This is a genomic window from Endozoicomonas sp. PH6C (genome assembly GCF_059322965.1).
The window spans coordinates 1,897,696-1,922,965 of the sequence record NZ_CP185342.1 but is presented as its reverse complement, the minus strand read 5'-3'; the positions used below and the strand labels follow the sequence as shown (position 1 = coordinate 1,922,965).

The 25,270-nt window shown below is 47.6% G+C and carries 25 protein-coding genes and 1 pseudogene; 11 read left to right on the top strand and 15 right to left on the bottom strand.

Translation table 11 applies throughout. The features are described 5' to 3' along the window. Positions 1–27: 27 nt before the first annotated feature. Both ACOMG9_RS07835 and ACOMG9_RS07830 read right to left on the bottom strand, forming a co-directional pair. Positions 28–534, bottom strand: coding sequence for a hypothetical protein (locus ACOMG9_RS07835; RefSeq protein ID WP_494530037.1), 507 nt, complete (start codon positions 532–534; stop codon positions 28–30). Next, positions 527–3,508 (bottom strand): RING finger domain-containing protein, encoded by a 2,982-nt coding sequence (locus tag ACOMG9_RS07830; protein ID WP_494530036.1) that lies wholly within the window; start codon positions 3,506–3,508, stop codon positions 527–529. Before ACOMG9_RS07830 ends, ACOMG9_RS07835 begins: the two co-directional genes overlap by 8 nt. A 189-nt stretch (positions 3,509–3,697) precedes the next feature. On the opposite strand from ACOMG9_RS07830, the gene ACOMG9_RS07825 reads away from it, so the two are divergent. The 7 genes and pseudogenes from ACOMG9_RS07825 (at position 3,698) to istB (ending at position 9,482) form a co-directional block, all read left to right on the top strand. Then, positions 3,698–3,919, top strand: coding sequence for a hypothetical protein (locus ACOMG9_RS07825; RefSeq protein ID WP_448216502.1), 222 nt, complete (start codon positions 3,698–3,700; stop codon positions 3,917–3,919). 21 nt (positions 3,920–3,940) lie between these two features. Then, positions 3,941–4,306 (top strand): hypothetical protein, encoded by a 366-nt coding sequence (locus tag ACOMG9_RS07820; protein ID WP_448216501.1) that lies wholly within the window; start codon positions 3,941–3,943, stop codon positions 4,304–4,306. Between the two features lie 249 nt (positions 4,307–4,555). After that, positions 4,556–5,773 carry a site-specific integrase gene (locus tag ACOMG9_RS07815; RefSeq protein WP_494530035.1) on the top strand — a complete coding sequence of 406 codons (1,218 nt, stop codon included), beginning with the start codon at positions 4,556–4,558 and terminating at the stop codon, positions 5,771–5,773. Between the two features lie 292 nt (positions 5,774–6,065). Continuing rightward, positions 6,066–6,320, top strand: a complete 255-nt coding sequence (locus ACOMG9_RS07810; protein WP_448216499.1) for a type II toxin-antitoxin system HicA family toxin — start codon at positions 6,066–6,068, stop codon at positions 6,318–6,320. After that, on the top strand, positions 6,317–6,649 hold the full coding sequence (locus ACOMG9_RS07805; RefSeq protein WP_448216498.1) for a type II toxin-antitoxin system HicB family antitoxin: 333 nt from the start codon (positions 6,317–6,319) through the stop codon (positions 6,647–6,649). The genes ACOMG9_RS07810 and ACOMG9_RS07805 overlap by 4 nt, the downstream gene beginning before the upstream one ends. A 510-nt stretch (positions 6,650–7,159) precedes the next feature. Continuing rightward, positions 7,160–8,713 (top strand): annotated as a pseudogene (gene istA, locus ACOMG9_RS07800) (IS21 family transposase). 10 nt (positions 8,714–8,723) lie between these two features. Next, positions 8,724–9,482 carry an IS21-like element helper ATPase IstB gene (gene istB, locus ACOMG9_RS07795; protein ID WP_494530387.1) on the top strand — a complete coding sequence of 253 codons (759 nt, stop codon included), beginning with the start codon at positions 8,724–8,726 and terminating at the stop codon, positions 9,480–9,482. Positions 9,483–9,485: 3 nt separating this feature from the next. On the opposite strand, the gene ltrA is transcribed toward istB, so the two are convergent. From ltrA to ACOMG9_RS07780, 3 genes are all read right to left on the bottom strand, one after another. After that, a complete protein-coding gene (ltrA, locus tag ACOMG9_RS07790) occupies positions 9,486–10,361 on the bottom strand; it encodes a group II intron reverse transcriptase/maturase (RefSeq protein ID WP_494530034.1) in 876 nt (291 codons plus the stop codon). A gap of 675 nt (positions 10,362–11,036) precedes the next feature. Continuing rightward, on the bottom strand, positions 11,037–11,315 hold the full coding sequence (locus ACOMG9_RS07785; RefSeq protein WP_448216496.1) for a type II toxin-antitoxin system RelE/ParE family toxin: 279 nt from the start codon (positions 11,313–11,315) through the stop codon (positions 11,037–11,039). Beyond that, entirely contained in the window at positions 11,315–11,599 is a 285-nt protein-coding gene (locus ACOMG9_RS07780; protein WP_448216495.1) for a type II toxin-antitoxin system RelB/DinJ family antitoxin, read from the bottom strand. Before ACOMG9_RS07780 ends, ACOMG9_RS07785 begins: the two co-directional genes overlap by 1 nt. Positions 11,600–11,804: 205 nt before the next feature. On the opposite strand from ACOMG9_RS07780, the gene ACOMG9_RS07775 reads away from it, so the two are divergent. The 3 genes from ACOMG9_RS07775 to ACOMG9_RS07765 all read left to right on the top strand — a co-directional run bounded on the left by ACOMG9_RS07775 (position 11,805) and on the right by ACOMG9_RS07765 (position 14,041). Beyond that, positions 11,805–12,107, top strand: a complete 303-nt coding sequence (locus tag ACOMG9_RS07775) for a hypothetical protein (RefSeq protein WP_494530033.1) — start codon at positions 11,805–11,807, stop codon at positions 12,105–12,107. A gap of 120 nt (positions 12,108–12,227) precedes the next feature. Beyond that, entirely contained in the window at positions 12,228–12,782 is a 555-nt protein-coding gene (locus tag ACOMG9_RS07770) for a hypothetical protein (RefSeq protein ID WP_494530032.1), read from the top strand. A gap of 90 nt (positions 12,783–12,872) precedes the next feature. Continuing rightward, a protein-coding gene (locus ACOMG9_RS07765) for an IS3 family transposase (protein WP_494530031.1) occupies positions 12,873–14,041 on the top strand; the annotation gives its coding sequence in 2 pieces (ribosomal slippage) (positions 12,873–13,155 and positions 13,155–14,041; 1,170 coding nt in all). A 14-nt stretch (positions 14,042–14,055) separates the two neighbouring features. On the opposite strand, the gene ACOMG9_RS07760 is transcribed toward ACOMG9_RS07765, so the two are convergent. The 5 genes from ACOMG9_RS07760 to tnpA all read right to left on the bottom strand — a co-directional run bounded on the left by ACOMG9_RS07760 (position 14,056) and on the right by tnpA (position 18,828). Continuing rightward, positions 14,056–14,316 (bottom strand): hypothetical protein, encoded by a 261-nt coding sequence (locus ACOMG9_RS07760; RefSeq protein ID WP_494530030.1) that lies wholly within the window; start codon positions 14,314–14,316, stop codon positions 14,056–14,058. A 685-nt stretch (positions 14,317–15,001) separates the two neighbouring features. Further along, entirely contained in the window at positions 15,002–16,087 is a 1,086-nt protein-coding gene (locus ACOMG9_RS07755) for an IS630 family transposase (protein ID WP_448218589.1), read from the bottom strand. Between the two features lie 318 nt (positions 16,088–16,405). Next, the gene (gene tnpC, locus ACOMG9_RS07750; RefSeq protein WP_494530029.1) at positions 16,406–18,100 is read right to left on the bottom strand and encodes an IS66 family transposase; all 1,695 of its coding nucleotides are present in this window, start codon (positions 18,098–18,100) and stop codon (positions 16,406–16,408) included. Between the two features lie 36 nt (positions 18,101–18,136). Beyond that, on the bottom strand, positions 18,137–18,505 hold the full coding sequence (gene tnpB / locus ACOMG9_RS07745) for an IS66 family insertion sequence element accessory protein TnpB (RefSeq protein WP_448215654.1): 369 nt from the start codon (positions 18,503–18,505) through the stop codon (positions 18,137–18,139). Then, positions 18,502–18,828, bottom strand: a complete 327-nt coding sequence (gene tnpA / locus ACOMG9_RS07740) for an IS66 family insertion sequence element accessory protein TnpA (RefSeq protein ID WP_448215653.1) — start codon at positions 18,826–18,828, stop codon at positions 18,502–18,504. Before tnpA ends, tnpB begins: the two co-directional genes overlap by 4 nt. A 91-nt stretch (positions 18,829–18,919) precedes the next feature. Here tnpA and ACOMG9_RS07735 point away from each other — a divergent pair, with 91 nt between their 5' ends. Beyond that, a complete protein-coding gene (locus ACOMG9_RS07735) occupies positions 18,920–19,648 on the top strand; it encodes a DUF4393 domain-containing protein (RefSeq protein ID WP_494530028.1) in 729 nt (242 codons plus the stop codon). Between the two features lie 193 nt (positions 19,649–19,841). On the opposite strand, the gene ACOMG9_RS07730 is transcribed toward ACOMG9_RS07735, so the two are convergent. The 5 genes from ACOMG9_RS07730 to ACOMG9_RS07710 all read right to left on the bottom strand — a co-directional run bounded on the left by ACOMG9_RS07730 (position 19,842) and on the right by ACOMG9_RS07710 (position 25,260). After that, positions 19,842–20,273 (bottom strand): group II intron maturase-specific domain-containing protein, encoded by a 432-nt coding sequence (locus tag ACOMG9_RS07730; RefSeq protein WP_494530027.1) that lies wholly within the window; start codon positions 20,271–20,273, stop codon positions 19,842–19,844. Positions 20,274–20,289: 16 nt separating this feature from the next. Then, complete coding sequence (locus tag ACOMG9_RS07725) at positions 20,290–22,041, bottom strand: vWA domain-containing protein (protein WP_494530026.1); 1,752 nt, start codon at positions 22,039–22,041, stop codon at positions 20,290–20,292. A 94-nt stretch (positions 22,042–22,135) separates the two neighbouring features. Beyond that, positions 22,136–23,113 (bottom strand): DUF3150 domain-containing protein, encoded by a 978-nt coding sequence (locus ACOMG9_RS07720; RefSeq protein ID WP_494530025.1) that lies wholly within the window; start codon positions 23,111–23,113, stop codon positions 22,136–22,138. Next, positions 23,110–24,114: an AAA family ATPase gene (locus ACOMG9_RS07715; RefSeq protein WP_494530024.1), complete on the bottom strand. Its 1,005-nt coding sequence runs from the start codon at positions 24,112–24,114 to the stop codon at positions 23,110–23,112. The genes ACOMG9_RS07720 and ACOMG9_RS07715 overlap by 4 nt, the downstream gene beginning before the upstream one ends. Positions 24,115–24,210: 96 nt before the next feature. Further along, complete coding sequence (locus tag ACOMG9_RS07710) at positions 24,211–25,260, bottom strand: lambda-exonuclease family protein (protein ID WP_494530023.1); 1,050 nt, start codon at positions 25,258–25,260, stop codon at positions 24,211–24,213. Positions 25,261–25,270 lie beyond the last annotated feature (10 nt).

Sequence of the window (25,270 nt, the reverse complement as noted above, 5' to 3'; positions counted from 1 at the left end):
TTTCTTTCTTTTTTCTTTTCTTTTTTTTTACTTTTCTTTGAGGAGAGTGTCCCAAAAATCTACATTGGGCAGCTGTTCACTATCCAGGAAGTTCAGCCAGTCAAGGGGTATAGCCGCTTCACTGGCAGAGCCATCGGCATTAACACGGGTGATTTGCAAATGTGCCGGGGATGTCTGTTGCTCAAACGAAACAGAATCCTTACCTATGGACATCAGCCAGTTGATGACGGGTTGCAGAATAGTCAGGTCAATTTCGAATAATCCCGATGGCCTGCCGCCTCCACCTCCCCAGGGATGAGGAGGCGAATAAAAGAAGCCTCCGTTGCCGACATCGGGAAAATCGGCGTTGCCAGCGTGCTTGCCTCTCGTCAATGTCAGGGTGCTATTGCGTGTTCTCCCATCATTGATTTCAATCCGAACCCTGTGACCATCGGGATGATGACGATCAATAAGGGTTGAGGAATAGCATAAGGGCACAACCATCATAGCCAGCATTGAAAGAACAAAAATACCAACCATGCCCTTCTCAATCATTCTTCCATAGTTCAGTAATCTTCACAATGCTGGCGGGACCATCAGATACTGGCAACAAACTTTGGGTCAGCACAAAGCGGCTATCGGCACTGAAGCCGGCTGAGGGGATTGCAAAGGGGTGGCGGATAGTGAATTGGATAGCGCCCTTCAGGTAATTGATTTTCGCGGTACCATCAACACCAAAGGTCATCACAAAGCGGCCATCGGCACTAAAGATGGCTGAAGCAACCCAACCCGTATGACGGATAGTGCGCCCTTCTTCCCATGATCCATCATTCTTGTGGCTATGGATTTTTGCCGTTCCATCATAACTGCTGGTTACTGCATGTTGGCTATCGGGACTGAAGGTGGCTGAGCTGACCCAATGATTGTGGTGGATAGTGATTTCTTCTTCCCATAATACATCGGTCTTTTCGCCGTAGATTTTTGCCTCTTTGTCGTAACTGGCGGTCACCACATGGCGGCTATCGGGACTGAAGGTGGCTGTGTTGATGCCATCACTATGGGAAATGATGGCTTTTTCCAGCCATGATCCATCGGCCCACTTGCCAATGATTTTAACAAGGTTATCCTTGCCGACAGTCAGCACATGTCGGCTATCGGGACTGAAGGCGGCTGATGCGATCGGGCCATCGGTGCTAATGTGACCCATTGTAAATTCTTCTTCCCATAACTTGTCGTCTTTCTGGCCAATGATTTTTGCCATGCCATCGTTACTGGCGGTCAACACATAGCGGTTATCGGGGCTAAAGATGGCTGAGTTGACAGAGCCCTCATGGTGAACGATAAGTTTTACTTGCCATGATCCATTGGCGGATTTGCCTGTGATTTTTACCAGGTTATCTTTGTCGGCAGTTACCACATGGCTACCATCAGCACTGAAGCTGGCTAAGTGGATCGGACCATCATGGTTGATGGTCACTTCTTCTTCCCATGATCCTCCCTCCTTTTGAACATGGATTTTTGCTGTCCCATCGTCACTGGCGGTCAACGCACGGCTGCTATCGGTGCTGAAGCTGGCTGAATTAATGGGCCCGTCGTGGCGGATAGTGATTTCTTCTTGCCATGATCCATCCTCCTTCTGAACATAGATTTTTGCTGTCCCATCGTCACTGCCGGTCAACACACGGCGACTATCGGCGCTGAAGCTGGCTAATTTGACCGGACCATCGTGGCGGACAGTGAGTTCTTCCTTCCATGATCCATCGGACTGATAAACATAGATTTTCGCAGTGCCATCGTCACTGGCGGTGACCACACGGTGGTTATTGGCGCTGAAGGTGGCTGAGTTGGCCTCACCTTTATGGTAAATCTTGGCTTTTGTCACGGGATGAAGGATGCGTCGCAAGAGTTTTACAAACTGTGAATCATCAGATGCCCGGCTGCTATGTCGGCAAAACTGGACAAAATGGTATAGGGTTTCATAACTTGTTTTTGCTTTATTCCATTCCTCAACGGCTCTTTCTGCAATAGCTAAAGAATGACAGCCGTCGTATTTTCTTAATAGTTCGTTAAATTCGGAAAGGTTTTTAGTTAAGGCATTTAATTCTGTCCGACATGAAGGACAATTTCTAATTGAACAATCGTGCTTCCTTTTTTTCAGCCACTGATTTAAACAACCTGCGTGATAAAGGTGATTGCAGGGCGTTTTTACTATAACCATATTTGATGATCGTACAAACTGCTCCTGACATACCGTGCACTCTGCATCAATAATGTCTGCAGGTTCTTCTTTATCCACACGCAGTGCATTATCGTCGAAAGAATTGACAGCGATGTAATAATTTTGTATGCGCAGTTCATTTGATAAGCACATTAATTCATGGAACGATGAGTGCTGGTTAAATTGTTTCAAGGTATCCAGAAAAGAGGTGGGGAGTGTTAATGATTGTGCATTATTTATAATCTCATTCCTTATGGCTAAATCTGATATTTCTTCTAATAGATTGCGAATACGCTCAACCGGGTTTGAATGAAGCAGGAACAATTGAATAAAGTACTCAGTAAAGCAACCTTTTTCAAAATCCCCTATCTGTGGTTGTTGGTGAGATTGATTGACCTTGTGGATTATGTCCAAAACAATCTCAGACAAAATCATCTGGCGTTTGTTGCCAGCGGCTTCTATCAGCTGCCCGATAAATCGGTTGCGTGTTGAGTGCTCATGGGAAGAACGCGGCAGTGCCAATATCGCCTCTAGAGGAGTAACGGTATTGCCCCTGATGTTTGTGCCTTTTGTTTCCAGAACCTGCAAACGCTGAGGCATGTCCAGCTTCTCTAACATTTCCCTGAATTTAAAAGCGGCGTTGGATTCGTCGCTTTCAATGATGGCTAAAAGCTGGTTGGCAAGTAGCTCAAGGTCCTGAGTCGAAGCATTATTTTTACTCTGCTCTCCATTGTCGTCTTTTCTGTTATTGCCATCGCCGCTGCTACCATTACCTTCTCCCGGTGATGTGTTCTCCCGATTTTCAGGTGCTTCTCTTTTTTCCTGTTGATGGTGTTGGTTAGTTGCGTCATTTGATCCCGCATTGGGTTTGTTGCCAGAGGGTTGACCATCCTCCGGGCAAGTCGTGGCGGCACCAGAATCCTTACCTATGGACATCAGCCAGTTGATGACGGGTTGCAGAATAGTCAGGTCAATTTCGAATAATCCCGATTGTCTTCCACCTCCCCAGGGAGGAGGAGGCAAATAAAAGAAGCCTCCGCTCCCGACACCGGGAAAGTCGGCGTTGCCAGCGGGCTGGCCTCCTGTCAATGTCAGTGTGTTATTACGTGTTCTCCAATCATTGATCTCAATCCGAACCTTGCGCCCATCGGGATGATGACGGTCAATAAGCGTTGAGGAATAGCATAACGGCACAACTAGCATAGCCAGCAGGGAAAGAACCAAAATACCCATCACGCCCTTCTTGTTTGCCAGAAAATAACAAGACAATCCGTGTTGAATGTCTGTTCTGGAAAAATAAAGGAACGACATAGGTGAATCTCATTATTGGTGGTGCATCAGAGAATAGCCCAGAATTTCCTGAACCTGGTGGGGTTACTCTTCCTTCCATAGCTCAATGATTTTTGCAATGTTTTCGGTACCTCTATCAAGTGACACTAAACCGGTGGTCACCACAAAGCGGCTATCGGGATTGAAAGTGGCTCTGTTGATCTCATCACTATGGGAAATGATGGCTTTATCCGCAATCAGGGCATCTGCACCGACGCTAACCGCCCTATGGAATTCACCGGCAATCTAAGTGAACAGCAATTGGAAGAAACCGGAGACTTGTTTCCACCGCAACTGCTTGGTGAACTGCCCAATCTGGAATACGTTGCACGATTGGGCGGCGGACGTTTATTGAAAGGCAGAATCCCGATTCTTTGCTCGCCAAAATCCTGAACATCCGATTGCATCTTTCTTATGACAACATCTCAAAAACAAGCCAGTCCATTCGCAATCTGGTGTTTCGGGCTTGGCCTGATATTACTCTGGCTTGCTTTTTCTGGCCAAAAGATAAACCAGTATCTGTACAAAGAGCAGCAACAATACGCCCAGAGGCTGGGGCGGGAGAAATATGAAGGCCAAAGGGGTGCCGGATCACGAAGAACAATACTCAGGACACAAGACTATGAAAGGCAGGAAAATCTACATCAGGAAGGCCCCAAAAGTGAAAGGAAGCAGCACCAAAAAGTGAACGACATCCTACCCTTAAACGCCCGTTTTGTTCTCATTTTTGTTCTCAAACAGCCCTTTTCACCCAATACACTAAGGGCTTATCGCCCATAACCCCTTGATTTTATTGGCGCTCCCTGGAGGATTCGAACCTCCGACCTGCCCCTTAGGAGAGTATGTTACCGCCTTACATCAGCTAATCTCTGACAACACCAAGCAACGAAATATTAACCACAGCCCTTTAATAGCAGTGGACTCTGTGAAAATTTCATTTCCTCATGCTGTGCTATATTTTTTGACGCTATCTCCCCCAATCCGACCTATTGACGACCCGGATATCGGGCAAAGAAATCGGCTCAGTCTATGGCTATCAAGAAGTTAACCGAAACAAGTGTTTCCAGAATGCCAGAAACAGTGCTCTACGACTCTGAGATAAAGGGGTTTTCTGTCAGGGTACGAAAGACAGGCAAATTTTTCAGCTTTGAGTACAAGTCCCCCGTTTCGTTCACTAACCGGCGAACCACCATTGGCAAGTACGGAACCATTACTGTTGAAAAGGCCAGAGAGGCTGCAAAAAGGCTCGCCGGTGTTGTCGCTCTTGGGACTGATCCTCTTGAGCAAAAGCAAGAGCAGAAAAACTCCATAAAGCAACAGTCACAAAGTTCTCTTAGACTCTTCCTCCATAAAGGCTTCCTTGAAGTCACTCCTGAGCCAACTGCGAAAAAAGTCATCGCTTCCATAGAAAGGCATTTTGCCAGCCTTCTTGATAAGCCTATGAATGAAATTACAGCTTGGGAAATTGATGTTTGGAAACAGGCCTATAAAGGCAAACCTGCAGGTGCAAACCGAATCATGACCAGCCTCAGAGGTGTACTTACAAAAGCAGTCCGGGCGGGTCTGCTTGATCAATCTCCCATGCCCATGGTTAAAAATGTCCGAGAAGACAAGAGCAAGAAGATTCGTTATCTATCTGACACCGAGCAAAAGCAGCTGATGCTTGCACTGGAAGAAAGACAAAACAGAATGCGTAAAGAGCGCGAATCTTATATTGCCTGGTGTCAGGAACGGAACAAAGAAGCTCCAAAGCCTCATGACAGCAATTTCACCGACCATATCAAGCCAATGATTATATTAGCCCTGAATACAGGCTTACGTTTAGGAGAGATATTTGACTTACGAGTCTCCGACCTGGACTTTCACGCACAGCTTCTTACAGTTAGAGGCAGCCACGCAAAATCTGGTCAAACCCGTCAAATCCCACTGAATCCTGAGATATCATTGGTGCTTCAGAACTGGCTCTCTCAGAACAAACACTGCGAACTTGTCTTTCCATCGCCGGTAACCGGTGGCAGATTTGACAATATCAAGAAAGCGTGGGATCAGGTAAGGAGAGATGCCAGTCTAACCCATTTCCGGTTTCATGATCTTCGCCACACTTTTGGAACGCGGCTTGCCCATGCGCGAGTTGATCTTGTCACCATCAAAGAACTCATGGGGCATGAATCCCTGGAAACAACAGCACGCTATCTGCATACCAGCAATGAAAGAAAGTTGGAAGCAGTGAGGCTTCTGGAAAGTTAGTTCGGACATACAGAAAATCAACTCAACAGTCAACTTGTTGTTTTTAAGGAAAATAAGGCAATCTGCAACCATACAGATTGCTTAACCGAAAAATATACAAATCACAAAGTACGATTCAGAAGATAAGAGCCTTCAAAAGGAAAAATACAGTAAAAATCACGTGGTAAGGGGTTATCCACTGGTACGTATGTCGAATCTACAGTATGTTGTGCGAAACTGATTCGCATAAACGACTGTTATACGCCTAAAATAAATTTTGCAATGATTGCACATTTAGCTATCATTTCTCATTATGAATAATGCAAGCAGAAAAACACTAAAGGCAATCTTTGCTGACCCGATAAATGGCAACATTGAGTGGCGCAAGGTCGAAGCGTTGTTTCTGTCATTGGGGGCTGAACGTACAACCAAAGGAGGTTCTTCAGTCAGCTTTGTACTTAATGATGTACGTGCTGACTTCCATAGACCACACCCAGATAAAGCATCGTTAAGGTATCGTATCAAGGATGCTCGACGCTTTCTGGAACAAGCGGGGATCACACCATGAATATGATGAAATACAGAGGTTACATAGCCAGAGTCGAGTACGACAGTGAGGATCGCATCTTTGTTGGTCATCTGGCAGGCATAAAGGATATTGTTGGTTTTCATGGTTCTTCCGTTGATGAACTAGAAACTGCATTCCATGAGGCAGTTAACGAATATATAGCTATTAGTGAGAAAACAGGTCGTCCAGTTCAAAGACCATACTCAGGCAACCTTATGTTACGGGTTACACCCGAAGTTCATGCCGCTGCTGCCACTGCTGCTGAAGCCAAAGGAAAAAGCCTTAATCAATGGGCTTCTGAAGTTCTCGGCAATGCCTCTCAAGTTTAATCACTGTGCCAATCGGCGCATAAATCGGGTAAGGGCTGGTCTTTCTCCAGCCCTCCCCAGTCGAGTCGCCCAAGGGAACCTCCCCCTCAGGCGCTCACAGAACCGTACTCGAACCTCTCAGCTCATACGGCTCTTCTCATCCAACCGCTGACACACAGCCAATACGCCAGTGCGCCATTAACAACGGAGCTCTTTTGGCCACCCTTCCCAAACATCGGGAAGCTCGCCACTTTCGCCCCCTCAATTTCTTGTATTTGCCCATTGCATATTCTGGCATCGCTTGAACACTGATTCTGCTAACTCTTGAACACCTATTCTGGCAGCACTTGAACACCCATTCTGTTAACTCTTGAACACTTTTTGGAGATTTCCAGAGTTGCTGTTCAACTGCCCAGAATCCGTGTTCAAGCCTCCAGAATCTGAAACCTCTTCTTTCGGTAGATTATCTCTTACGCATTGATTTCCTTGAACTTTAGCCGCTGACCTTTCTAAACAGAAAGGACAGCAGCCATGCCAGATAACAGGATTTCCATGCGAAAACTTCAAGAAATACTCCGGATGCGCTTTGAGTACCGCCTCAGCATCCGGCAAATAGCTCGCAGCACGCGGGTTAGTGTTGGCACTGTGTCCAACTACGTTCAGGCCTTTGAGCGGTCGCCACTGAGCTGACCTCTGTCCTCAGATTGCTCTGAGGCTACTCTGGTGCAAACATTGTTCCCTGAGGCCCCACTGTCGAGCCGCCAAGGTCTGGTCGACCCGGACTGGGGCGTTATTCACCAGTCACTCAAGCGCAAGGAGGTGACCAAGCAAACACTCTGGGAGGAGTACTGCCAGGAGAGCACTCTCAATGCCTACAGCTACTCGCAGTTTTGTCACCGCTACAACCAGTGGCTGGGCTGCCAGAAACGTTCCATGCGACAGCATCACAAGGCGGGTGAAAAATTGTTTGTAGACTACGCCGGTCTTACGATAACTGTCGTTAATCCAAAGACCGGTGAGATCGCCCATAACGCCCAGATTTTCGTAGCGGTGATGGGAGCCTCTAACTACACCTACGCAGAAGCCACCCTGTCCCAGAAGTCCGAAGACTGGCTGGGGTCTCATGTTCGGGCCTTTGAGTTCTTTGGAGGTATTCCAGCTGTCGTGGTACCAGACAACCTCAGGAGCGGTGTCAGTAAGGCTTGCCGTTATGAACCGGACCTGAACCCGGCTTACCAACACCTGGCCAACCACTACCAGGTGGCGGTCATTCCAGCTCGGCCCTACAAGCCCAAGGACAAGGCGAAAGCCGAAGTGGGTGTGCAGTTGGTTGAACGCTGGATACTGGCCAGACTTCGTCATGAGACCTTCTTTACCCTGGCAGAACTGAACAGTCGTATACGGGAGCTATTGACTGAACTCAACCTTAAGCCCTTTCAAAAACTGCCAGGTACACGACGAAGTACCTTTGAGCAACTGGATGAACCCGCTTTGCGACCTTTGCCCAAACAGGCCTTTGAGTACGCTGAGTTCAGCAAAGCCAGGGTGAACATTGACTATCACATTCACTGTAAAGGCCATTTCTACTCAGTGCCTCATCAGCTGGTCAAGAAAGAGGTGGAAGTTCAGGCAACAGAACATACGGTCACTGTCTTCTGCAAAGGTGAAGTTGTGGCCTGTCACCCCCGTAAGTTCACAACCGGTTTTACCACTCAATCAGCCCATATGCCTGAACGACATAGCAAGCACCAGGAGTGGACACCGGAACGACTGCTGGAGTGGGCAAAACAGCTGGGCCCCGATGTTCACTGGATAACTCAGTATCTGTTGAACAGTCGTGAGCATCCGGAGCAGGCTTATCGGTCTTGCCTGGGGTTATTGAACCTCAAACGGGATTACGGAGCTGACCGGTTAAACAATGCTTGCGCCCATGCCCGGAAAATCAAAGGTTACCGACTCAAGAATATCCGGGCGATCCTGCAATCAGGTAAAGACAAACAGGCTTTTCAACCTGAGGTGAAACAAACGACACTACCTCTTCATGACAGCCACGAAAATGTTCGTGGTGCAGCCAGCTATCAGTAACCGGAGACGTATCATGATGAATCAAACTCTGACCCGTCTGCGGTCACTGCGCCTGACAGGCATGGCCGATGCCCTGGCTCAGCAACTGGAGCAGCCCGGCACCTACGACAGCCTGAGCTTTGTGGAGCGGCTGGCCCTCCTGACAGAACAGGAAGAGACCGAGCGCAATAACAAACGTCTTGCCCGGTTACTGAGGGCGGCCAGGTTTAAGCTGACTGCGCGGGTAGACGACATTGACTACGAACATCCCCGGGGGTTGAAGAAAGTCCAAATAGCCACATTGTCCAGCGAGGATTGGTTAAACAGGCACAGGAACCTGCTGATTACCGGACCTTGTGGCAGTGGTAAAAGTTACCTGGCTTGTGCACTGGGACACCGGGCCTGCATACAGGGTTACAGTGTCCGCTATTACCGACTCTCGCGCTTACTGGAAGAGCTGAGCCTTGCCCATGGTGATGGCAGCTACAGCAGGCAACTCAAGCAACTGGCGAAGGTGGATTTGTTGATACTGGATGGCTGGGGGCTGGAACCTCTGACCCAGCAGCAACGCAACGATTTACTGGAAGTGATGGATGACCGTCACGAACAAAGTTCAACGTTGGTTACCAGCCAGCTACCGACCCGGCAATGGCATGGCAGCATCGGTGATGAGACTCTGGCAGACGCCATTCTGGATCGCCTGATGCACAACGCCCACAGGATTACGCTGAAAGGGGAATCCATGCGCAAGAAGCTGGGAAAACTGGAAACACTTGAACACTTGGACTAAAAATCAGACTGGGTGATGCGTAGGAGATCCAGGGTGTTCAAATGAACCAGAATAGGTGTTCAAGCTGACCAGAATATGCATGGATTTCACCACTTTGCTTTTGGTCGGGTTGATTGTCAGTTTCAGTCGACGCTCAAGGTACCGGGTGATGCTTTCCATCACCCTTTCCCCTGCCCGTTGGCTGTGAACCAATATCACGAAGTCATCGCAATATCTTGCGAAATAGTGACCCCGGTATTCCAGTTCCTTGTCCAGGTCATCAAGAAGTACATTCGACAGCAGCGGTGAAAGTGGACCACCTTGTGGCATACCCACCCGTGTCGGGTAGCATTGCCCATCAATCATGACGCCAGCACGGAGGCAGCGACCAATCAGTCTTAGCAGGCGCTTGTCGTTAATCTTATGAGCGATTCTCGACATGAGCACATCATGGCTGACGGTATCAAAGAATTGACTCAGATCAACGTCAACCGCCTGATGCAGCCCCTGTTTGATATAGCGTTTAACCTGTTGCACAGCATCATGTGCAGATCTTCCCGGTCTGTAACCAAAGCTGCTGTTTGAAAATCCGGGATCAAAGATGGGGGTTAACACCTGCACTATGGCCTGTTGTATAACCCTATCCTGAACGGTAGGAATTCCAAGCAACCTTTCTCCTCCATCGGGTTTCTCAATGATAGCCCGAAGCACCGGAGACGGCTTATATGTTCCATCCAGTAAGGCTTGGCGCACTGAGGACCAATGCTGTTTAGCAAAGTCAGGGTAAGCCTCAATGGTGACTCCATCAATGCCGGGAGCACCCTTGTTGCTTCTGACCTGTTTCCATGCCTTCAGTAAGTTGGCAGGCTCCAGTGCACAACTTAGTAGATCGTGGTTCAAAGCTGGTTAAAGATTCTGTCGCCAGACACAGTGTTTCGCCGGACGGCTGCACTGGGCTGAGGGAATCAGTCTCCTCTTTGTCATCGGTGTTCAGTCCTTCGCTGACGACTCCTGTCGAACAACTACTATGACGTCTGCTGACTTCTGTTCAATCACCACACAGGATTACTCCTTTGGGCGCTATTGGTTGTCATCGGGTTTGCTCGAACAGGGTGATGAATCTTGCTCGCCGAGCCTGTTGTAACCAGTGGCTGAGAACTGGGGATAACCAATCACATGTTGAACAGACCTCCCCGGATAAGAACATGAACTGTCAGTGCACAACCGCCGCATTTACCGTGTCTCTCAAACCAGAGGGCTTTGTGATCGTTGGCTACTCGCCCACGAGACTCGGCCTTGTATGCGATTTCTGACCGTCGGCTCGCACCTTTGCAGTCAGACTGCCTCCGCACAATCCCTCGCGGGATTGCACTTGCCTTAAGCTAGTGGTTATCATCGGTTGGCTTATTAGGCGCAAGATCCGATGCTGGTTTACCCACAGGGGACTTTCACCCCATAAGTTCATGCCAATGCCGGGCGTACCAAAAATTTCCAGTTCGTTCCGGGCTTCGCCCTCCACCCGACGCGCCTGGCGGCGCGCGGCTGAAATTGGCGTTAGCTGCCAATACCAAACAATCAGTCCGTTGGAAATTTCTGTTTTTGATGAAGCACACGCATAACGTGGATATTCGAATCATCCACATAGTAAGAAACAATCATTGATACTTCTGGAATAATTAATAATCTCCCACGAATTCCATCACGCTGGACACCCATATTTGGTTGTTCTAGCAAGTTCTCAACTTTAGCTTCGATGATTTCATCAGTCTTTTCAGCAGCAATAGGGTTAAATTCGTAAATGAATTCAAATATTTTTTCTCGATCATTTAAAGATTCAACTTCCCAATAAATCATTAATGACCACCTCGTTTACGAATTTTCGCCTTGCGTTTTGTCATTTCATCTTTGGCTGTTTCATGGTCAATAAAATCGGAGTTATTAGAATCTAGTTTCTCAAATGCCAAATTCACTTGTTTGGTAATCCAAGAATCTTGAGACAAAGCTTTTCGCTGTTGCTCAGCCAATTGCTCTGTAAATTCACGGCAGGCATCACTAATAGTGCGCCCTTGGCTCTTAGCCATCTGTTGTGCCAGACGCTTTGTTTCCTCATCAACCCGGAACTGAATTCTAGTTTCCATAGCAAATTCCTATTATTTATGTACTCACATACGTTAGCACAGAAAAAGGCAGCTAACAAATGGTTCCAGTTCGTTCCGGGGCTTCGCCCCTCCACCCGACGCCGCCGTCGGCGGCGCGGCTGAACCAGGCGTTAGGTGCTCAAGAGTAATCAGCTAGCTGCCGATAAAATAGGGATGTTTTAATTTTCTTACAAAGGAACTGATAATGGAAAATGAAATTAGACCTGGTTTTCATGGCTGGTTTGCCGCCGCACTAGCAGTCGTAGCATTTAGATTGCTTGGCGATGTATATTCAGCATTTACAATCGGGGGGCTTATAAACTGGTGTCTAGTTATAACTACTGGATCAGTTCTAGCTACGCCTTTCATCGATGGGTTTAAAAAGAATTTTTATATAATTGGTGGCAGTATTATGGCTGCAAGAGGATTCATAAATATTGGTATTTTGCTTTCAGTATTAGCTCAAAATGATATTCCTTTTCTGCCTCGAACATACCTAATGTATTAATTAGCTTTATTATTCCTGTTGCTGTTGGCATATATTTCTATACATCTAAACAGGTAAAGTTAACTACTAACAGTTAAATGACATGAATTGAATTTCACATATTACACAATGAAATGTGTTATGTTTGGTTTCGGATTTAAGGGAAAAACAAAAAAGGTTTTGCAAGAGCATTTTCAATATAGTCCGGGTTCTATACACTCCCCCGTTCTATCTGGGATAGTGTCTCAAGCGAAAATGTCTGGTGTTAATGAATATGATGCAGCAATAATGTTCATGGCAACTATGATGAATTCTTTATCCGGTCACGATCCTAGAACTGAAGATTTCGTCAATACCCATGTCGAAAACATCAAAAGGATTATGCACTTAGCAAATAGTCCAGCCCAAGATATTTATCAGATGATAGATTTAGTAAAATCGAATCACGGAATAGGAGAGCAGCAATCTGATGAAGCTGAAGATTTCGAGCATGATTCCTTTGAAGATTGGCTTGAAGTATTTAGGATCAAGTGCGCAGAAATAAATCCTGGACTGGCGGTATCATCAGATAATACAAGTCTCATAGATTTTATGGATCATGAGCCACTGAGAAATGCATTTTCTGATAAAGTCTCCCCTGAAGTAGTTGCCATTGGATTTGCTCAATCCTTTGATCCAAGAACCTTTGGCAAATAGAGTTCTTTCATACATCAAGACTGATGAAGTGGTCTAATGACTCCGGACACCTCGTTAAGCACAATAGTACAACCAGTAACGAGGTTCATAATGGCAACGCGAAAACATTATTCTCAGGAATTCAAACTCAAAGCTGTAAAACTGGTTACTGAACAAGCTCAGTCGCCTACAGCAGTCGCCAGAAGTTTGGGAATTTGTGCGACTAACCTCCGTCGTTGGGTTCGACTCAGTGAAGAGAAGAAAGAGCTGGCTTTCCCCGGCAAAGGCTATCAGGCCCTCACGACTGAACAGCAGAGAATCAAAGAGCTTGAAGCTGAAAACAAACAGCTGAAAATGGAACAGGAAATCTTAAAAAAAGCCATGGCCTTCTTTGCGAAAGACCAGCTGTAAGATACGCCTTCATACAGCGGGAGAGGAAGGCCTACCCTGTCGTAACGCTATGCAAAGCACTAAAAGTTAGTCGCAGTAGCTTCTACGAATGGAATAAACAACAGGCAAAAAATCAACAGATTGACCCGGAGATGTTTCGCCTGGAGGCAGATGCCCGAGAGATTTTTGCTCAATCAGATGACTCTTATGGAAGTCGTCGAATGGCGAAAGCCCTGCGTTCAAAAGGTTACAGCATAGGGCGTTATCAGGCCAAAACCCTGATGCAACGGCTTGGTCTGCGGGTTCGGGTGGTCAAAAAATTCAAGGTGACAACCAACAGCAAACACAAACTGCCAGTGGCGGCAAACCTTTTGAATCGTGAGTTTTCAGTTTCAGCACCCGACAGAGTATACGTAGCTGATATCAGCTACCTCTGGACTCGTGAAGGTTGGGTTTATCTGGCGGCTGTCGTTGATCTGTTTTCGCGGAAAGTCGTCGGTTGGTCGATGAGTAACCGTATGACGACAGAGCTGCCCCTGGAAGCTTTGAGAATGGCTTACTGGGGCAGAAAGCCTGGAGATGGCGTGATGCACCATTCAGATCGTGGCAGCCAGTACGCGTCTCTGGAGTATCAGAATCAACTCAGGGAGTATGGGATGGTCTGTAGTATGAGTCGCAAGGGTAATTGCTGGGATAACTCTGTGATGGAGCGGTTCTTTGGCAGCCTGAAAAGGGAAAGAACGGATCATTATATTTATGATACTCGGGTAGAAGTAGAGGCGCATGTTATTGATTACATTTTGTTCTATAACAATAACAGATTGCATTCCTATCTGGACTATATGGGTCCAGTAGACTTCGAGAAGCAAAAATTGAAAAAAGCAGCTTAATCAGGTGTCCGTTTTTACTTGACCACTACAGTCAGTAATCCCAGCGGTCTCGTGCCTCCATCTTTCTTGTTGATGTCTACACGCATGACGGGGGGAGGAAAGTAGCTTCCCGATGACTTCCTGTTCCATAATTTATAAAGGTTACCGCTCAAGTCAGCTTCAAAGTCAGCCAATGACTGACCATCAATGCCAGCGTCACCCTTGTTGGCCTTCACCTTCTGCCAGGCTTGCCAGACAAGCCTTTTCGAAATTGTGAACGGTTTTGCATCAGTCATAGATTCATTCCGTTAGGTTGGTTGATCTATTCCTTCCGCTGGATAAGTCAGCCCCTTCGCTCCACACCCATTACAGGTACTTCATCACTACTCGACAATATCCTCCTGCATTGTCTACCGATTACGTCCATGTAATCGTACGAGCTGATCCGCCCCTGTGCCCTGTATTGGTACTCAGAGCCTTGCTGTTTCGTCAGCTTGGCTGGCTCCTTAACACCAGAGCGACAGGTTCTCATGTTCCGCAAAAGAGCCTGAAATCAGTTCATGCCACCTTTGTGCCGGACACCGCCCAGACAGTAACTGGATAACCTCTGGACTTATCGTGGAGCAGCCAAGCTCCCCAGTTTTGATGTCAATGTACATACTTACGACACGTCATCAGTGGTTTACTTGTGTTCATCTCCTGACTTCGTACCTGACGCAATTTTGTTGCGCCTTTTCTGTAACGCTCACCACCCTGACTCTTAATCAGCGCAGCTCACAGTGGTTTGGTGGTCACTTCCAGAAGCCGCCACCGGAGGGCCTACCTCCATCTCTTTTACAGTTACGAACAGACCGACTCTGTTCTCATGACACACCACGGCCTTGTATGCGATTTCTGGGGGACGCCCAGTCTCCGTCGGCTCGCACCTTTGCAGTCAGACTGCCTCCGCACAATCCCTCGCAGGATTGCACTTGCCTTAAGCTAGTGTAGTGCGTCGTTCTTTTTGCAACTTAACCGGCGATTAGCCCGAACGACTTTTTCTAAGATATCATTTGCCTTAGCAGTCCAGATAAACGGCTTTGGATTTTGATTATGCTTTTCAATATATTCATCAATCGCACTGACTAGCTGTGGCACACTGACAAACACACCACGGCGTAAACGCTGACTCGTGAGATCCCGAAAAAATCTCTCAACCATGTTTAACCATGATGCTGACGTTGGCGTAAAGTGCATATGAAAACGAGGATGTTTTTCCAGCCATTCTCGCACCTTCGGGTGTTTGTGAGTCGCATAGTTGTCGCAAATCAGGTGCAGCTCTTTGTCTTTTGCCGTTTCCCTATTTATCTGTTTAAGAAACTTCAACCATTCCACATGGGTATGACGCTGCTGGCACTGACCGATGACAGCACCATCAAGTACATTCAGTGCTGCAAAGAGAGTGGTTGTACCATGTCGTTTATAATCATGAGTCATTGTTGCGGCACGCCCTTTCTTCAACGGTAAGCCAGGCTGTGTTCGATCGAGTGCCTGAACCTGACTTTTTTCATCACAGCACAGCACCAACGCATGTTCAGGAGGAGACAGATAGAGTCCGACAATATCTTCAAGCTTCTCCACAAATTTCGGGTCTCGGGACACCTTGAATGTCTTTTCCAGGTGAGGCTTGAGGCCATATGCATGCCATATCCGGCGAACACTTCTCTCACTGATACCGCTAACAGCAGCCATAGTTCGGGTGCTCCAGTGAGTGGCATTTTCCGGAAGGGTGTTTGTGGTCAGACTCACAATCTCAGCAGCATCAATCTTCTTTTTACGGCCACTGCGAGCTCGATCCTGTTCAATCCCGGAGAAGCCTTCCTGAGCATATCGGTCACGCCAGCGGCTGACCTGATGACGACCGATCTTCAGTATTTGCGCAATCTCAAGATTGCTTTTTCCTTCTGCAGAGAGAAGAACAATCTGGGCACGGCGGGCCAAGCGAAGAGGGCAAGTATTTGATGAAGTAATCTTTCTGAGTCGTATTTCTTCAGAAGCATCAAGTATTATCTCTGTGGCAACTCGCATAGTAAAAACAGGCAGTGGTTGGAATAACATCCATAGTAGACCGTTAGGAGTCTTTATGTACTGTTAATTAGGTCGCACTACACTAGTGGTTATCATCGGTTGGCTTATTAGGCGCAAGATCCGATGCTGGTTTAGCCACAGGGGACTTTCACCCCATAAGTTCATGCCCATGCCGGGCGTACCAAGAGCGTGGTATCGGCAGCAAGCTACCTGAGATGCCGCCTGTGGCGGCACCCCACACGCAGGCGTTATACAGCTGAGCGGAGAATTGGTAAGCGCCAAATAAACCAGCGTACTGGCTGCCGCCCCCAAGATTTCTTATTCTTTGCCTGTCTTAACATTCCAGGGGAGAAGCTGTTCCAGTTTCTCAACGGTATCGGCGTAAGGCAGCTCTTTTAAAATATGGTTCAGGTAATTGAAAGGCTCCAGACCATTCACCTTTGCGCTTTCAATCAGGCTGTATAAAAGGGCACTGGCTTGCGCCCCTTTTGGCGTGTCTGCAAACATCCAGTTCTTGCGGCCAATAGCGAAGGGGCGGATGGTGTTTTCCGCTGCGGCATTACTGATATCCAGGTGGCCGTTGTCACAGTAAACGACCAGTTTTGGCCATTGGTTCAATGCATAGCTCATGGCTTGGTGCGACAGGCTGCCCGGGTCTAGCCTGGTTATGTTTTTCTCCAGCCATACATGAAAGTCGTCCAGTAGTGGCTTACTCTTTTGCTGACGCAGGATGGCTTTTTCTGATGGAGGAAGATCTCCTATTTCTTTCTCAATGGCGTAAAGCTTACCGATTTTGCCTAAAGCGACATTCGCCTTGCTAACGCGGGTGTTTTTCACCTTTTTGCCCGGTTTGGCTTCGCCCTTCCTGGCATCCAGAAATTTCCTGCGAACGTGGTCGAAGCAACCCGCCTGGGTGATGCCTTCTTGTTTGCATACAGCGTCGTAACTGGCATACCCGTCAGTTTGCAGGTAACCGCTGAACCCTTCGAACAGACGCAGGGGAACCTCCTTGCCTCTTGAGGGATCGTATTCAAACACCACCGATGTTTGTCCGGATGGCCCACCAAGGCTGACCCACATATATTTGTCAGAGTTGATGGACTTGCTGGTTTCCTTGATCACCTGAATTCGGGTTTCGTCAGCATGGATCACCGAACCGGTCTTTTGATGATCTCTCATCAAATTGATGAGTGGCCGCAGTTCTGTAGACAGCCGAATCAAAGAGTTGGCCATCGTCGTCCGGGTGACAGAGCCACCGTATCGCTTGAGGATATTCTCTTGCCTGTACAAAGGCAGTGCGTCGCAGTACTTGGAGACAATGATCCAGGCCAGTGTGCAAACAGAGAGTGAAGATTTGGGCAGTGGGTGTTTTGGCAGCTCTGCAACTTTAATGACCCGCTTCTCCTGTCCATGCTCATCGACTTCTGGAAAGACTGCTTTCTCTTGCAGAATTTCTTTCACCTGAACCTTGGTCGGAACGATATCAAGCTCTTCACGGACTTTGACAAAGAAGGTATCAATGGCTCCGGCTTTTTCTTCTTCACTGAGTTCAGAGCGTTCCTGCACTCTGGGCAGAGACTCTGAAAATGACTTGCGCCCTGTTTTCTTTTTGCGTGGTTTTGGAGGCTCTTGCTCTGGCTGACCTTCAGCTTCGTCTTGCTCTCCGGTGCAGCCTTCCAGCTCCACCTCGTTGAAAATGTCGACCTGGCTGTTGTTTTTTTCAGTGCTTCTTCCGTACAGGCGGGATCGGGAGAGCCTCAGGTACTCTTCCAGTTGCGCAATGCGTTTTTTTTGAGAATCGATGACCTCTGACTTCTTTTGAATAATGTCGTCTTTTTCAAGAAGGGCATTTTCTTTTTCAAGAAGGGCATTTTCTTTTTCAAGAATGACACTTTCCTGCGAATGGATCGCCTCAAACAAGGCGACCATTTCAGGGTTAGTCTCAGCCTGATGAAAGGGCAAATCCAGTGCGGATTTCGGCTGAAAAATCAGAGTGTCGGCGGTCGATTTCATGGTCGCTATTTTACCATAAAACCCTGAAAAACAGGACTAAAAACAGCTCTCATAATGCCTTTTTTTATGGGGTTGCATGGCATTGAGATTGTAGCCGTCCAGCAGCCAGTTTAATTGTTTCCCGGTTAATGTAACCAGCTCTTCGTCCGGTTTGGGCCAGTGGAATTTGTCCTCAGACAGGCTCTTGTAATAAAGCACAAAACCATTATCTTCCCAGAACAGGCACTTGATTTTATTACGCTGCCGGTTGGTAAACGCATATAAATAGCCGTCAAAGGGGTTGTGCCCCAGCTCTTGTTCAACCAACACAGCAAGCCCACGAAATGACTTGCGAAAGTCAATCGGCTCCCGGTAGAGAAACACCTTTGGTAATACCTCTGACGGTCGCATAACCGGGGTGTTCATAGCATATCCCTCACCAGTTGCTCACAAAGCGACAGGTTACTTTCATCAATACCGGACACTGTTACACCACTGGGTAGGGTGATGGAGAGTGGTGTTATCCGAGAAGGCGCACCAGGTTCTGGTTGGGGTGTTACCTGGACAAAGCCAGAGTTGTTCGGGGTCGGTTTTACGCTGGGGGTTGTGTCGAGTTTACGCTTCCAGTATCCGAATTTGGATACCCTTATACCATGCTGTTGGCACCACGCACTCTGAGTCAAACCTGAATCCCGCCACGACTGAACACGCTCTAGCCATTCACTGTCTGCGGGTAATTTCTTTGACATATTGGCCTCCTTATATCGGGAGGCTAATCATTTCAAATGGGGTTTTGATTCTGAAGGGCGTGGGTTTATTTGGCGTTTACGAGAATTGAGTATGGACGAAGAAATCTCAAAAATAATTCCTGAAATTCTAGACAGTAAGGCTGCTGAGAAAATTTATGGTGATGGACTTAAAGATCCTATTTTGGAGACAGGTCATGCCTTAACAGATGCAGTTAAAGCATTGAGGTTGTTTACTGCGCCACTGCAAATAGCAGCTGCATATCAAGATAGGTTATCTGTATGGATTGACCGAACTGTTAGAAGAGTACCAAAAAAAAATAGAATTCAAGCACCATCAAATATTGCTGGGCCTATATTTGACGAGCTTAGATACTTAGAGGATGGGGATGCGATATCCGAAATGTATCTAAGCCTCTTAGCAAAAGCCATAGATAAAGAAAATGTTGGTTCAGCTCATCCGGCATTTGTTAAAGTTATTGGTCATCTTTCTCCTGACGAAGCTCTGATACTTCATCATCTATCAGAAAAACCGTATGAAGAACATTACCACTCAGTATTGGACAGAGAAAAGAATAGGTTTCATAGAAAAGAAATTACTTATCAAGAGTTTCCGGTCTCGGATCTTATTTATCGAAATAATTTCTACGTATACACTTCTCATCTAACTTCACTGGGCCTAGTAGAATTTCCGATATACAAACAAGAGCCAACCTTTGAAGATGATGAAAGAACTATCCAGAATGGAGAAAATGGTTATTCTCGGCTTCACTTAACTGACTTTGGGCTTATGTTTGTCAGAGCCTGTGAACCTTTAACATAAATCGATTAAACGCAGTATAAATCGGGTAAGAGCTGGTCTTTCTCCAGCCCTCCCTAACCACAACGGCATGCGGGTCCGCACCGAGCGGTTCACCGAGGATAGTCAAATCTGGTCCACAACTCTTTCTGAGAAACAAGCCCAGGTTTTGTAAGGTAACTGCCGTTGATTGCCCGCTGTGTTGCGAAGGTTTTGCTCAACCGGTAATACCCTTTGCTACTGGCTGCGATCGAAGCGGCTTTATATGATTAACGCCTAGCTTGATCAGATTTCTATAACGGGCTTTCGGTTTACGCCACTGTTTGATAAAACAGCAACGGATGCGCCGACGTATCCATTGTTCCACTTGCGTTATGGTGCAGTATTGTTCCTTTGTTCTGAAATAATCCATCCAGCCCCGAATATATTCGGCAAGCTTTTTTTGGTGGTAGTTCATTGAGACTACCCAACTACGGTCAGTGAGCTTAAAGATTTTCTGCTTAAAAGCAATGCCAGCTCCTCTGTGAACAGCGGATCCTTTACCAATGAAAGCAAAACTCGGCCACTCTACTTCACCGGCGTTAACCATATTGGCAAGCAGGAAAACATTTATAAAGGGCACTCCCTGCCCGGTTTTATTAATCTCCATCAATCTGATCCACAACCTATTGAACCAACCAGTCCCTGGTCAAAGTGAAGAGAGAGGACTTTAGCTGCCCCAACTGCTCAATCATCAGATTTCTTGGAAACAACTCCTCCAGCAACTGAATACTGATCCCCAGCCCCACAACATCTATCCCTGAATACCCACAACGTTTCACCAGATCAACCACCGCATGATAGTGATCAATATCCGGTGCTCCATCGGTAATCATCAGAATCAAGCGCCTTTCGGCATTTGACTGGCAAATCTGATGCACTGCGTACCACAATCCTGTGGCCATGGGGGTTGAGCCATGACTGTCCAGAGCAGAGAGTATTCCTGCAATTCGCAGATCTGAATCCTTGCCTGAAACTATTGGGTATACCCGGTCAGACACGGTGCCCGGATAGGCAGAAGCCGTCACAGTGACACCTTTGATCGGCTTCAATGCCATTATCAAAGCCAGAACCGCTTCCCTTGCCAGCTCCATCCGCGGGCCCATGGACGCTGAGATATCGAGAGAAATATGAACAGTCGCATTGGTTTCTATGGATTCTGAACGTCGTTTAAAAAGACGACCATCGTCCAGAGCTATCCTGTGCAGCCTTTTACCATTGATTCTCATACCTCGCTTGCCAGTGCGATCTCTGGTTAAGGTCTTCGCCTGAACCAATCCGGCTAGCTGTGCAGCTAGACGAGCGGATTCTGACTTTACCTTCCAGAGCAAATCCTTTGCTGCCTCTCTGCCTTCATCATTTATGAACACTTCATCAATTCCAGGTGTCGTAGTTATTGCTGACAATCTGGGTGATTGCTTATAACTCCAGCATTCAAGCTGTCCTGCCACGGATTCGTAGAGGTCTTCAGGCCAGTCAACATCGGACGACTCCAGGATTCGTTTCAGAATCGGGTCTTCAGCCTTGTCTGAAGCTTCTCCGTTTGCTGAAACAGATTGATCATCGTTTCCTGACAACTTCTCAGTTTTTATTTCTTTTCCTTCCTCAGAATCGGATTCCAGATCATCATCTGACACAGAATCTAATTTATCCTCCTGATCCTGTGTATCAGAATGCTGAGAATAGGTTTCCTGATCTACTGACGAATTTTCTGTTTTTTCCGCACTTGCCTCACCTGAATCTTCGCTTTCAGAATTTTCATGGCTGAGATTCTGAAATAACGCGATAATCTGGTCAGCCAGACTCAAAGCTTCCCTCGTGCTCTTCAGGTCAGGCACCTTGACCAAATGTTCATCAAGTGAATCCAGTAATTGTCTGGAAAAACAGTCACTCATCACTTCACGGGCTTTCGCTGCTTCCTGCTCCAAAGCGATCTGTCCCAGCACCTCGTAGCGCAGAATCGACAATAAAGAGTCGTTTAACACTTTCACAGGTGGATCACTCTTTTTTGGTGCACCTACACGACCTTCAGCCACTAACTGCCGGATGACTTCTGCAAGCGAAAAGCCAGCACCAGGGTATTCCTGGCTGATTGCTTTTTCGATCCGAATGTCCTCAAGCAGGTTAGTTAGCCTGTGCCGAAGAGCAGAGCCTTCATAGTCCAGATCAAAATCCGTGTAACGCACATGGGCGGCCTCATGACTCAAGAATCCCCAGCAAAGGGTTTCCTGTTCACGTCGCTGCGGGTCAAAGGCTGGAATCCAGATGCACTCACCATCGGTGCACGCTTTACGACCAGAGACTTCAACCCGAACACCCATTTTTCTGCCCAATGCACTGCCAACAATTGGGAGTGCTTTGTGTAAAACAGGAGCCATATCGAAATACCTCATATGCATAAGAAAAGGGACATAGCTCCTGCCCCGGCGGGCACTATGTCCCGCTTGGGGTGGCTGGCTTACACCAACCGGTTCAGAAGTAGAAAGTAGCTGTAGGCACCGTTTCCTCGGGTATCACAACCCGTTGCTCTTTAAGAGGTTCTTCCTGAATCTCTATCTCATTTAATGCCGACGACTGGGTTTGAGGCATTTCCTGATCCTGCACCTTCACAGGTTCAAGAGCCGTCAAACCTTCCGCACAACGCTCCATTTGCTCCACAGAACACAGCAGTAAAACCCGCTCCATCAGCTGAGTCAGCACCTCACCCTCCAATGCTCCGTTGTTAGGCAATTGCGATAACCCGGCATCCAGCCGTTGCACTATGGGCGAAATTCCGGGATCAACAAACGACAGACCGTGCAGTTTATCTCTGAGCCGAAGAATCGGATTCAGAGCTTTACGGGAGACTTTGTTTTTCCCTTTAAAGGTTTGCTCAAACAGAGTCTGGGCATCCCGGCTGATTTCTTCTCGCAGTGTGCCACCCAACTGGTTTACCTGTTGATTCAGATTCTCCGGCTGGGGCGATGCCACTACTTTGTAGGTCGTGTAACCAAAATGAAAACGTTGACCTACATGCTGAGCATCCGGCACGGCACTTCTTATGGCTTCGGCAAAATCAGGATGGGCACTCACCCATTCCTGAATATGCTGGTCATAGCCTGTCAGAAACACCTGCTTTTCCTGGTTAAAGTCCTGCTGAACCTGATCCAGTTTCAGGCTTAAACCTGAAACATAATGATCGGGCACAGCATAACCACTCAGAAACCGCACACCTTCTCTACCACAGAGCCGACACGCCTGATCTCTCAGACGATGAAATGGCTTGAGCACTTCCCGTTTACAGAGTTTTTTGCTTCCCAGCGATACCACTTCATCAGACGGCAATTGACCACCTTTTCCCAGCACCAAATCCTCTGGTTTCAGACGACGAGCGCCCGACCAGATGGAGCAGTCCAGGGCAATCACAGACATTTGATCCAGAACTTTGTCTACAACAGCGTGATCTGTCATGAGTCCACTCCTGAAGACCACAAGTCTCCGAATACATCATGCCCAATCCGATGAATCGCCTGTCGCTCCGCAGGTTCCACTCTGGCAGTCAGGGCTTGTTCCAGCGCATACTCAAATACTCTGGGTGCACCCTGAAACCGGAGTGATAACCTTGCCCAGCGCGCCAGTCCACGAGTGGACAAAGTGACACTGAGCTGCGATTCGCCTTCTCCAGCTCTTCCATCAGAATCACCCGTGAACAGACGACGCACCTCGTTAGCGAGTTTCACCATCTTTTCTCTGACGACAACGGGCAGGTCGGGCACCACCTGGTTAAGAATCATCAGCTCTGTGAATTCGTCGGGATAATCCACCGAAATCACACGAAAACGATCCAACCAGGCTAATGACTGTCGTAGTACTCCCTGATACAAACCACTGCCATCCCCTGCTCCAGCACTGTTACCGGTGGCAACAAACCGGAATCGTGGATGCACCGGAATAATTTCTCCGCCGTTTTGCGCCAATACCAGAGGCGCACCGTCCAGCAGATCATACAATCCAGCGAGTTCTGCCGGGTCGGCAACATCCATCTCATCCAGGATCAGAATATGACCGTCTTTTACCGCAATGCTGAGAGCGCCATATTGGAAGGGAGTTGATCCCTTATTCAACACTTTCTGCCCCAGCAAATCATCCAGCTCTAACCTTCCATGAACAGGCACCATCTGCACTGGCCAGTGCAACCTTGCAGCAGCTTGGGAAACCAGACTGGTTTTCCCACACCCTGTCGGACCGCACAAATACAAGCCATCACCCTCCGGATTATCCAGAAACGCCAGCAGCTTCCGCAGTCGGTCTCTGTCAAATACATAAGGCTGAACGGCCGGTACTGCCGGATGCCCACATTCCTTATAACCTTCGAGCAGAATCAGTTGATTGGAATCCAGATCGAAGGTTTCATTCAGCTCATAAAACGCCGGTTGCAAACCCGCTGACTCAGACTGAGCATCATTTTCCATTGTTAATATCCTGCACTCTCATAAAACAAAAAAAGGGCAGAAATCTCCCCCGGATGGGGAAAACAACTGCCCCGCCCGGGTTAATGAAAATTGGATTCAGAAATAGAAGTTCTGTTTACTGACGGTAGGGTTTAAGATCAACCGATCATTCTCAGACACTTCAATTTCTGACTCTCTGTCGTCCACTCTCTTTTCCAACAAGGTTACCCTTACCTGTTCTCTCGCCTTGCGGCGAAAAGCATCAAGATCCGGCAACGCCAGCTGGTGTTGTTTGCACAATGCTTCCAGCGCTTTCTGATAATCTATGGAACCACTGCATTCACTGCAGCAGATACGTAAACCATCAGACTCAGCTACCCGGAATGCTCCCATCAACTTTTGCAACTCCTGTTGCAGCAGCTTCTGTTGAGACTTCCCGGTTTCCAGCTTCTCTTTCAACTCATCGAGACGATACTGACGACGGCGATAGACCATTGCCAGCTTGAGCCAATGCACTTGCTCCGTCGGACCTTCTGGCACAAAAACATCCAGATTCGGATCTTTCTCCGGCTCATCATCGTCTTCGACAAGCTGCCAGAAAGCTTCTGCTTCTATCCGCAACTGCTGAATCAGGTGATCGTCCCTGCTGATACAGACCGGAAGAATCGGCCTACCTTTTCGGTAAAAACAGAGCCAGGCGCGATTAGAGTCTGCAACCAACATCTGAAACTGCACTTGTGCAAATGCACGTCGATAGCCTTCCGACTGCCCCTTCAAAGTCTTCACATCCTGATAGACTTTTTCACTTGGCGCTTTCAGTTCTACCGGAATACCGTCCCTGGTCATACCGTCAAAACTGCCACGCAGCCTTGGGTTCTGTTCCCACTCTCCACAAACGGGCAAGAGCGGCGCATCGCCCAACGCTTCTTCCATCCGAATCCTTGCGTCGTCTTCATCCTCAACGCCACGTTGAACATGAGGGTTTGAAGATAAATCCGGTTCCTTCAGAATCCCTGATTTCTCTGCACCTTTCTTTTCACACCAAAGCTGCCAACGAGATTTATAAGGCGATTGCCCGAGAATCACAGCAGCATCACTGGCTGTGATACCGCAGCTTCTCCAGTCGAACCATTCCTTTGATCGTTGCTCAAGATTGACCTGCTTCATCACAAATCAC

Excerpts from the sequence above, each read along its gene's own strand:
- ACOMG9_RS07835 (WP_494530037.1), bottom strand. The coding sequence starts at position 534 with ATGATTGAGAAGGGCATGGTTGGTATTTTTGTTCTTTCAATGCTGGCT.
- ACOMG9_RS07830 (WP_494530036.1), bottom strand. The coding sequence starts at position 3,508 with ATGTCGTTCCTTTATTTTTCCAGAACAGACATTCAACACGGATTGTCT.
- ACOMG9_RS07825 (WP_448216502.1), top strand. The coding sequence starts at position 3,698 with ATGGGAAATGATGGCTTTATCCGCAATCAGGGCATCTGCACCGACGCT.
- ACOMG9_RS07820 (WP_448216501.1), top strand. The coding sequence starts at position 3,941 with ATGACAACATCTCAAAAACAAGCCAGTCCATTCGCAATCTGGTGTTTC.
- ACOMG9_RS07815 (WP_494530035.1), top strand. The coding sequence starts at position 4,556 with ATGGCTATCAAGAAGTTAACCGAAACAAGTGTTTCCAGAATGCCAGAA.
- ACOMG9_RS07810 (WP_448216499.1), top strand. The coding sequence starts at position 6,066 with ATGAATAATGCAAGCAGAAAAACACTAAAGGCAATCTTTGCTGACCCG.
- ACOMG9_RS07805 (WP_448216498.1), top strand. The coding sequence starts at position 6,317 with ATGAATATGATGAAATACAGAGGTTACATAGCCAGAGTCGAGTACGAC.
- ACOMG9_RS07785 (WP_448216496.1), bottom strand. The coding sequence starts at position 11,315 with ATGATTTATTGGGAAGTTGAATCTTTAAATGATCGAGAAAAAATATTT.
- ACOMG9_RS07780 (WP_448216495.1), bottom strand. The coding sequence starts at position 11,599 with ATGGAAACTAGAATTCAGTTCCGGGTTGATGAGGAAACAAAGCGTCTG.
- ACOMG9_RS07775 (WP_494530033.1), top strand. The coding sequence starts at position 11,805 with ATGGAAAATGAAATTAGACCTGGTTTTCATGGCTGGTTTGCCGCCGCA.
- ACOMG9_RS07770 (WP_494530032.1), top strand. The coding sequence starts at position 12,228 with ATGTTTGGTTTCGGATTTAAGGGAAAAACAAAAAAGGTTTTGCAAGAG.
- ACOMG9_RS07760 (WP_494530030.1), bottom strand. The coding sequence starts at position 14,316 with ATGACTGATGCAAAACCGTTCACAATTTCGAAAAGGCTTGTCTGGCAA.
- ACOMG9_RS07755 (WP_448218589.1), bottom strand. The coding sequence starts at position 16,087 with ATGCGAGTTGCCACAGAGATAATACTTGATGCTTCTGAAGAAATACGA.
- tnpC (WP_494530029.1), bottom strand. The coding sequence starts at position 18,100 with ATGAAATCGACCGCCGACACTCTGATTTTTCAGCCGAAATCCGCACTG.
- tnpB (WP_448215654.1), bottom strand. The coding sequence starts at position 18,505 with ATGAACACCCCGGTTATGCGACCGTCAGAGGTATTACCAAAGGTGTTT.
- tnpA (WP_448215653.1), bottom strand. The coding sequence starts at position 18,828 with ATGTCAAAGAAATTACCCGCAGACAGTGAATGGCTAGAGCGTGTTCAG.
- ACOMG9_RS07735 (WP_494530028.1), top strand. The coding sequence starts at position 18,920 with ATGGACGAAGAAATCTCAAAAATAATTCCTGAAATTCTAGACAGTAAG.
- ACOMG9_RS07730 (WP_494530027.1), bottom strand. The coding sequence starts at position 20,273 with ATGGAGATTAATAAAACCGGGCAGGGAGTGCCCTTTATAAATGTTTTC.
- ACOMG9_RS07725 (WP_494530026.1), bottom strand. The coding sequence starts at position 22,041 with ATGGCTCCTGTTTTACACAAAGCACTCCCAATTGTTGGCAGTGCATTG.
- ACOMG9_RS07720 (WP_494530025.1), bottom strand. The coding sequence starts at position 23,113 with ATGACAGATCACGCTGTTGTAGACAAAGTTCTGGATCAAATGTCTGTG.
- ACOMG9_RS07715 (WP_494530024.1), bottom strand. The coding sequence starts at position 24,114 with ATGGAAAATGATGCTCAGTCTGAGTCAGCGGGTTTGCAACCGGCGTTT.
- ACOMG9_RS07710 (WP_494530023.1), bottom strand. The coding sequence starts at position 25,260 with ATGAAGCAGGTCAATCTTGAGCAACGATCAAAGGAATGGTTCGACTGG.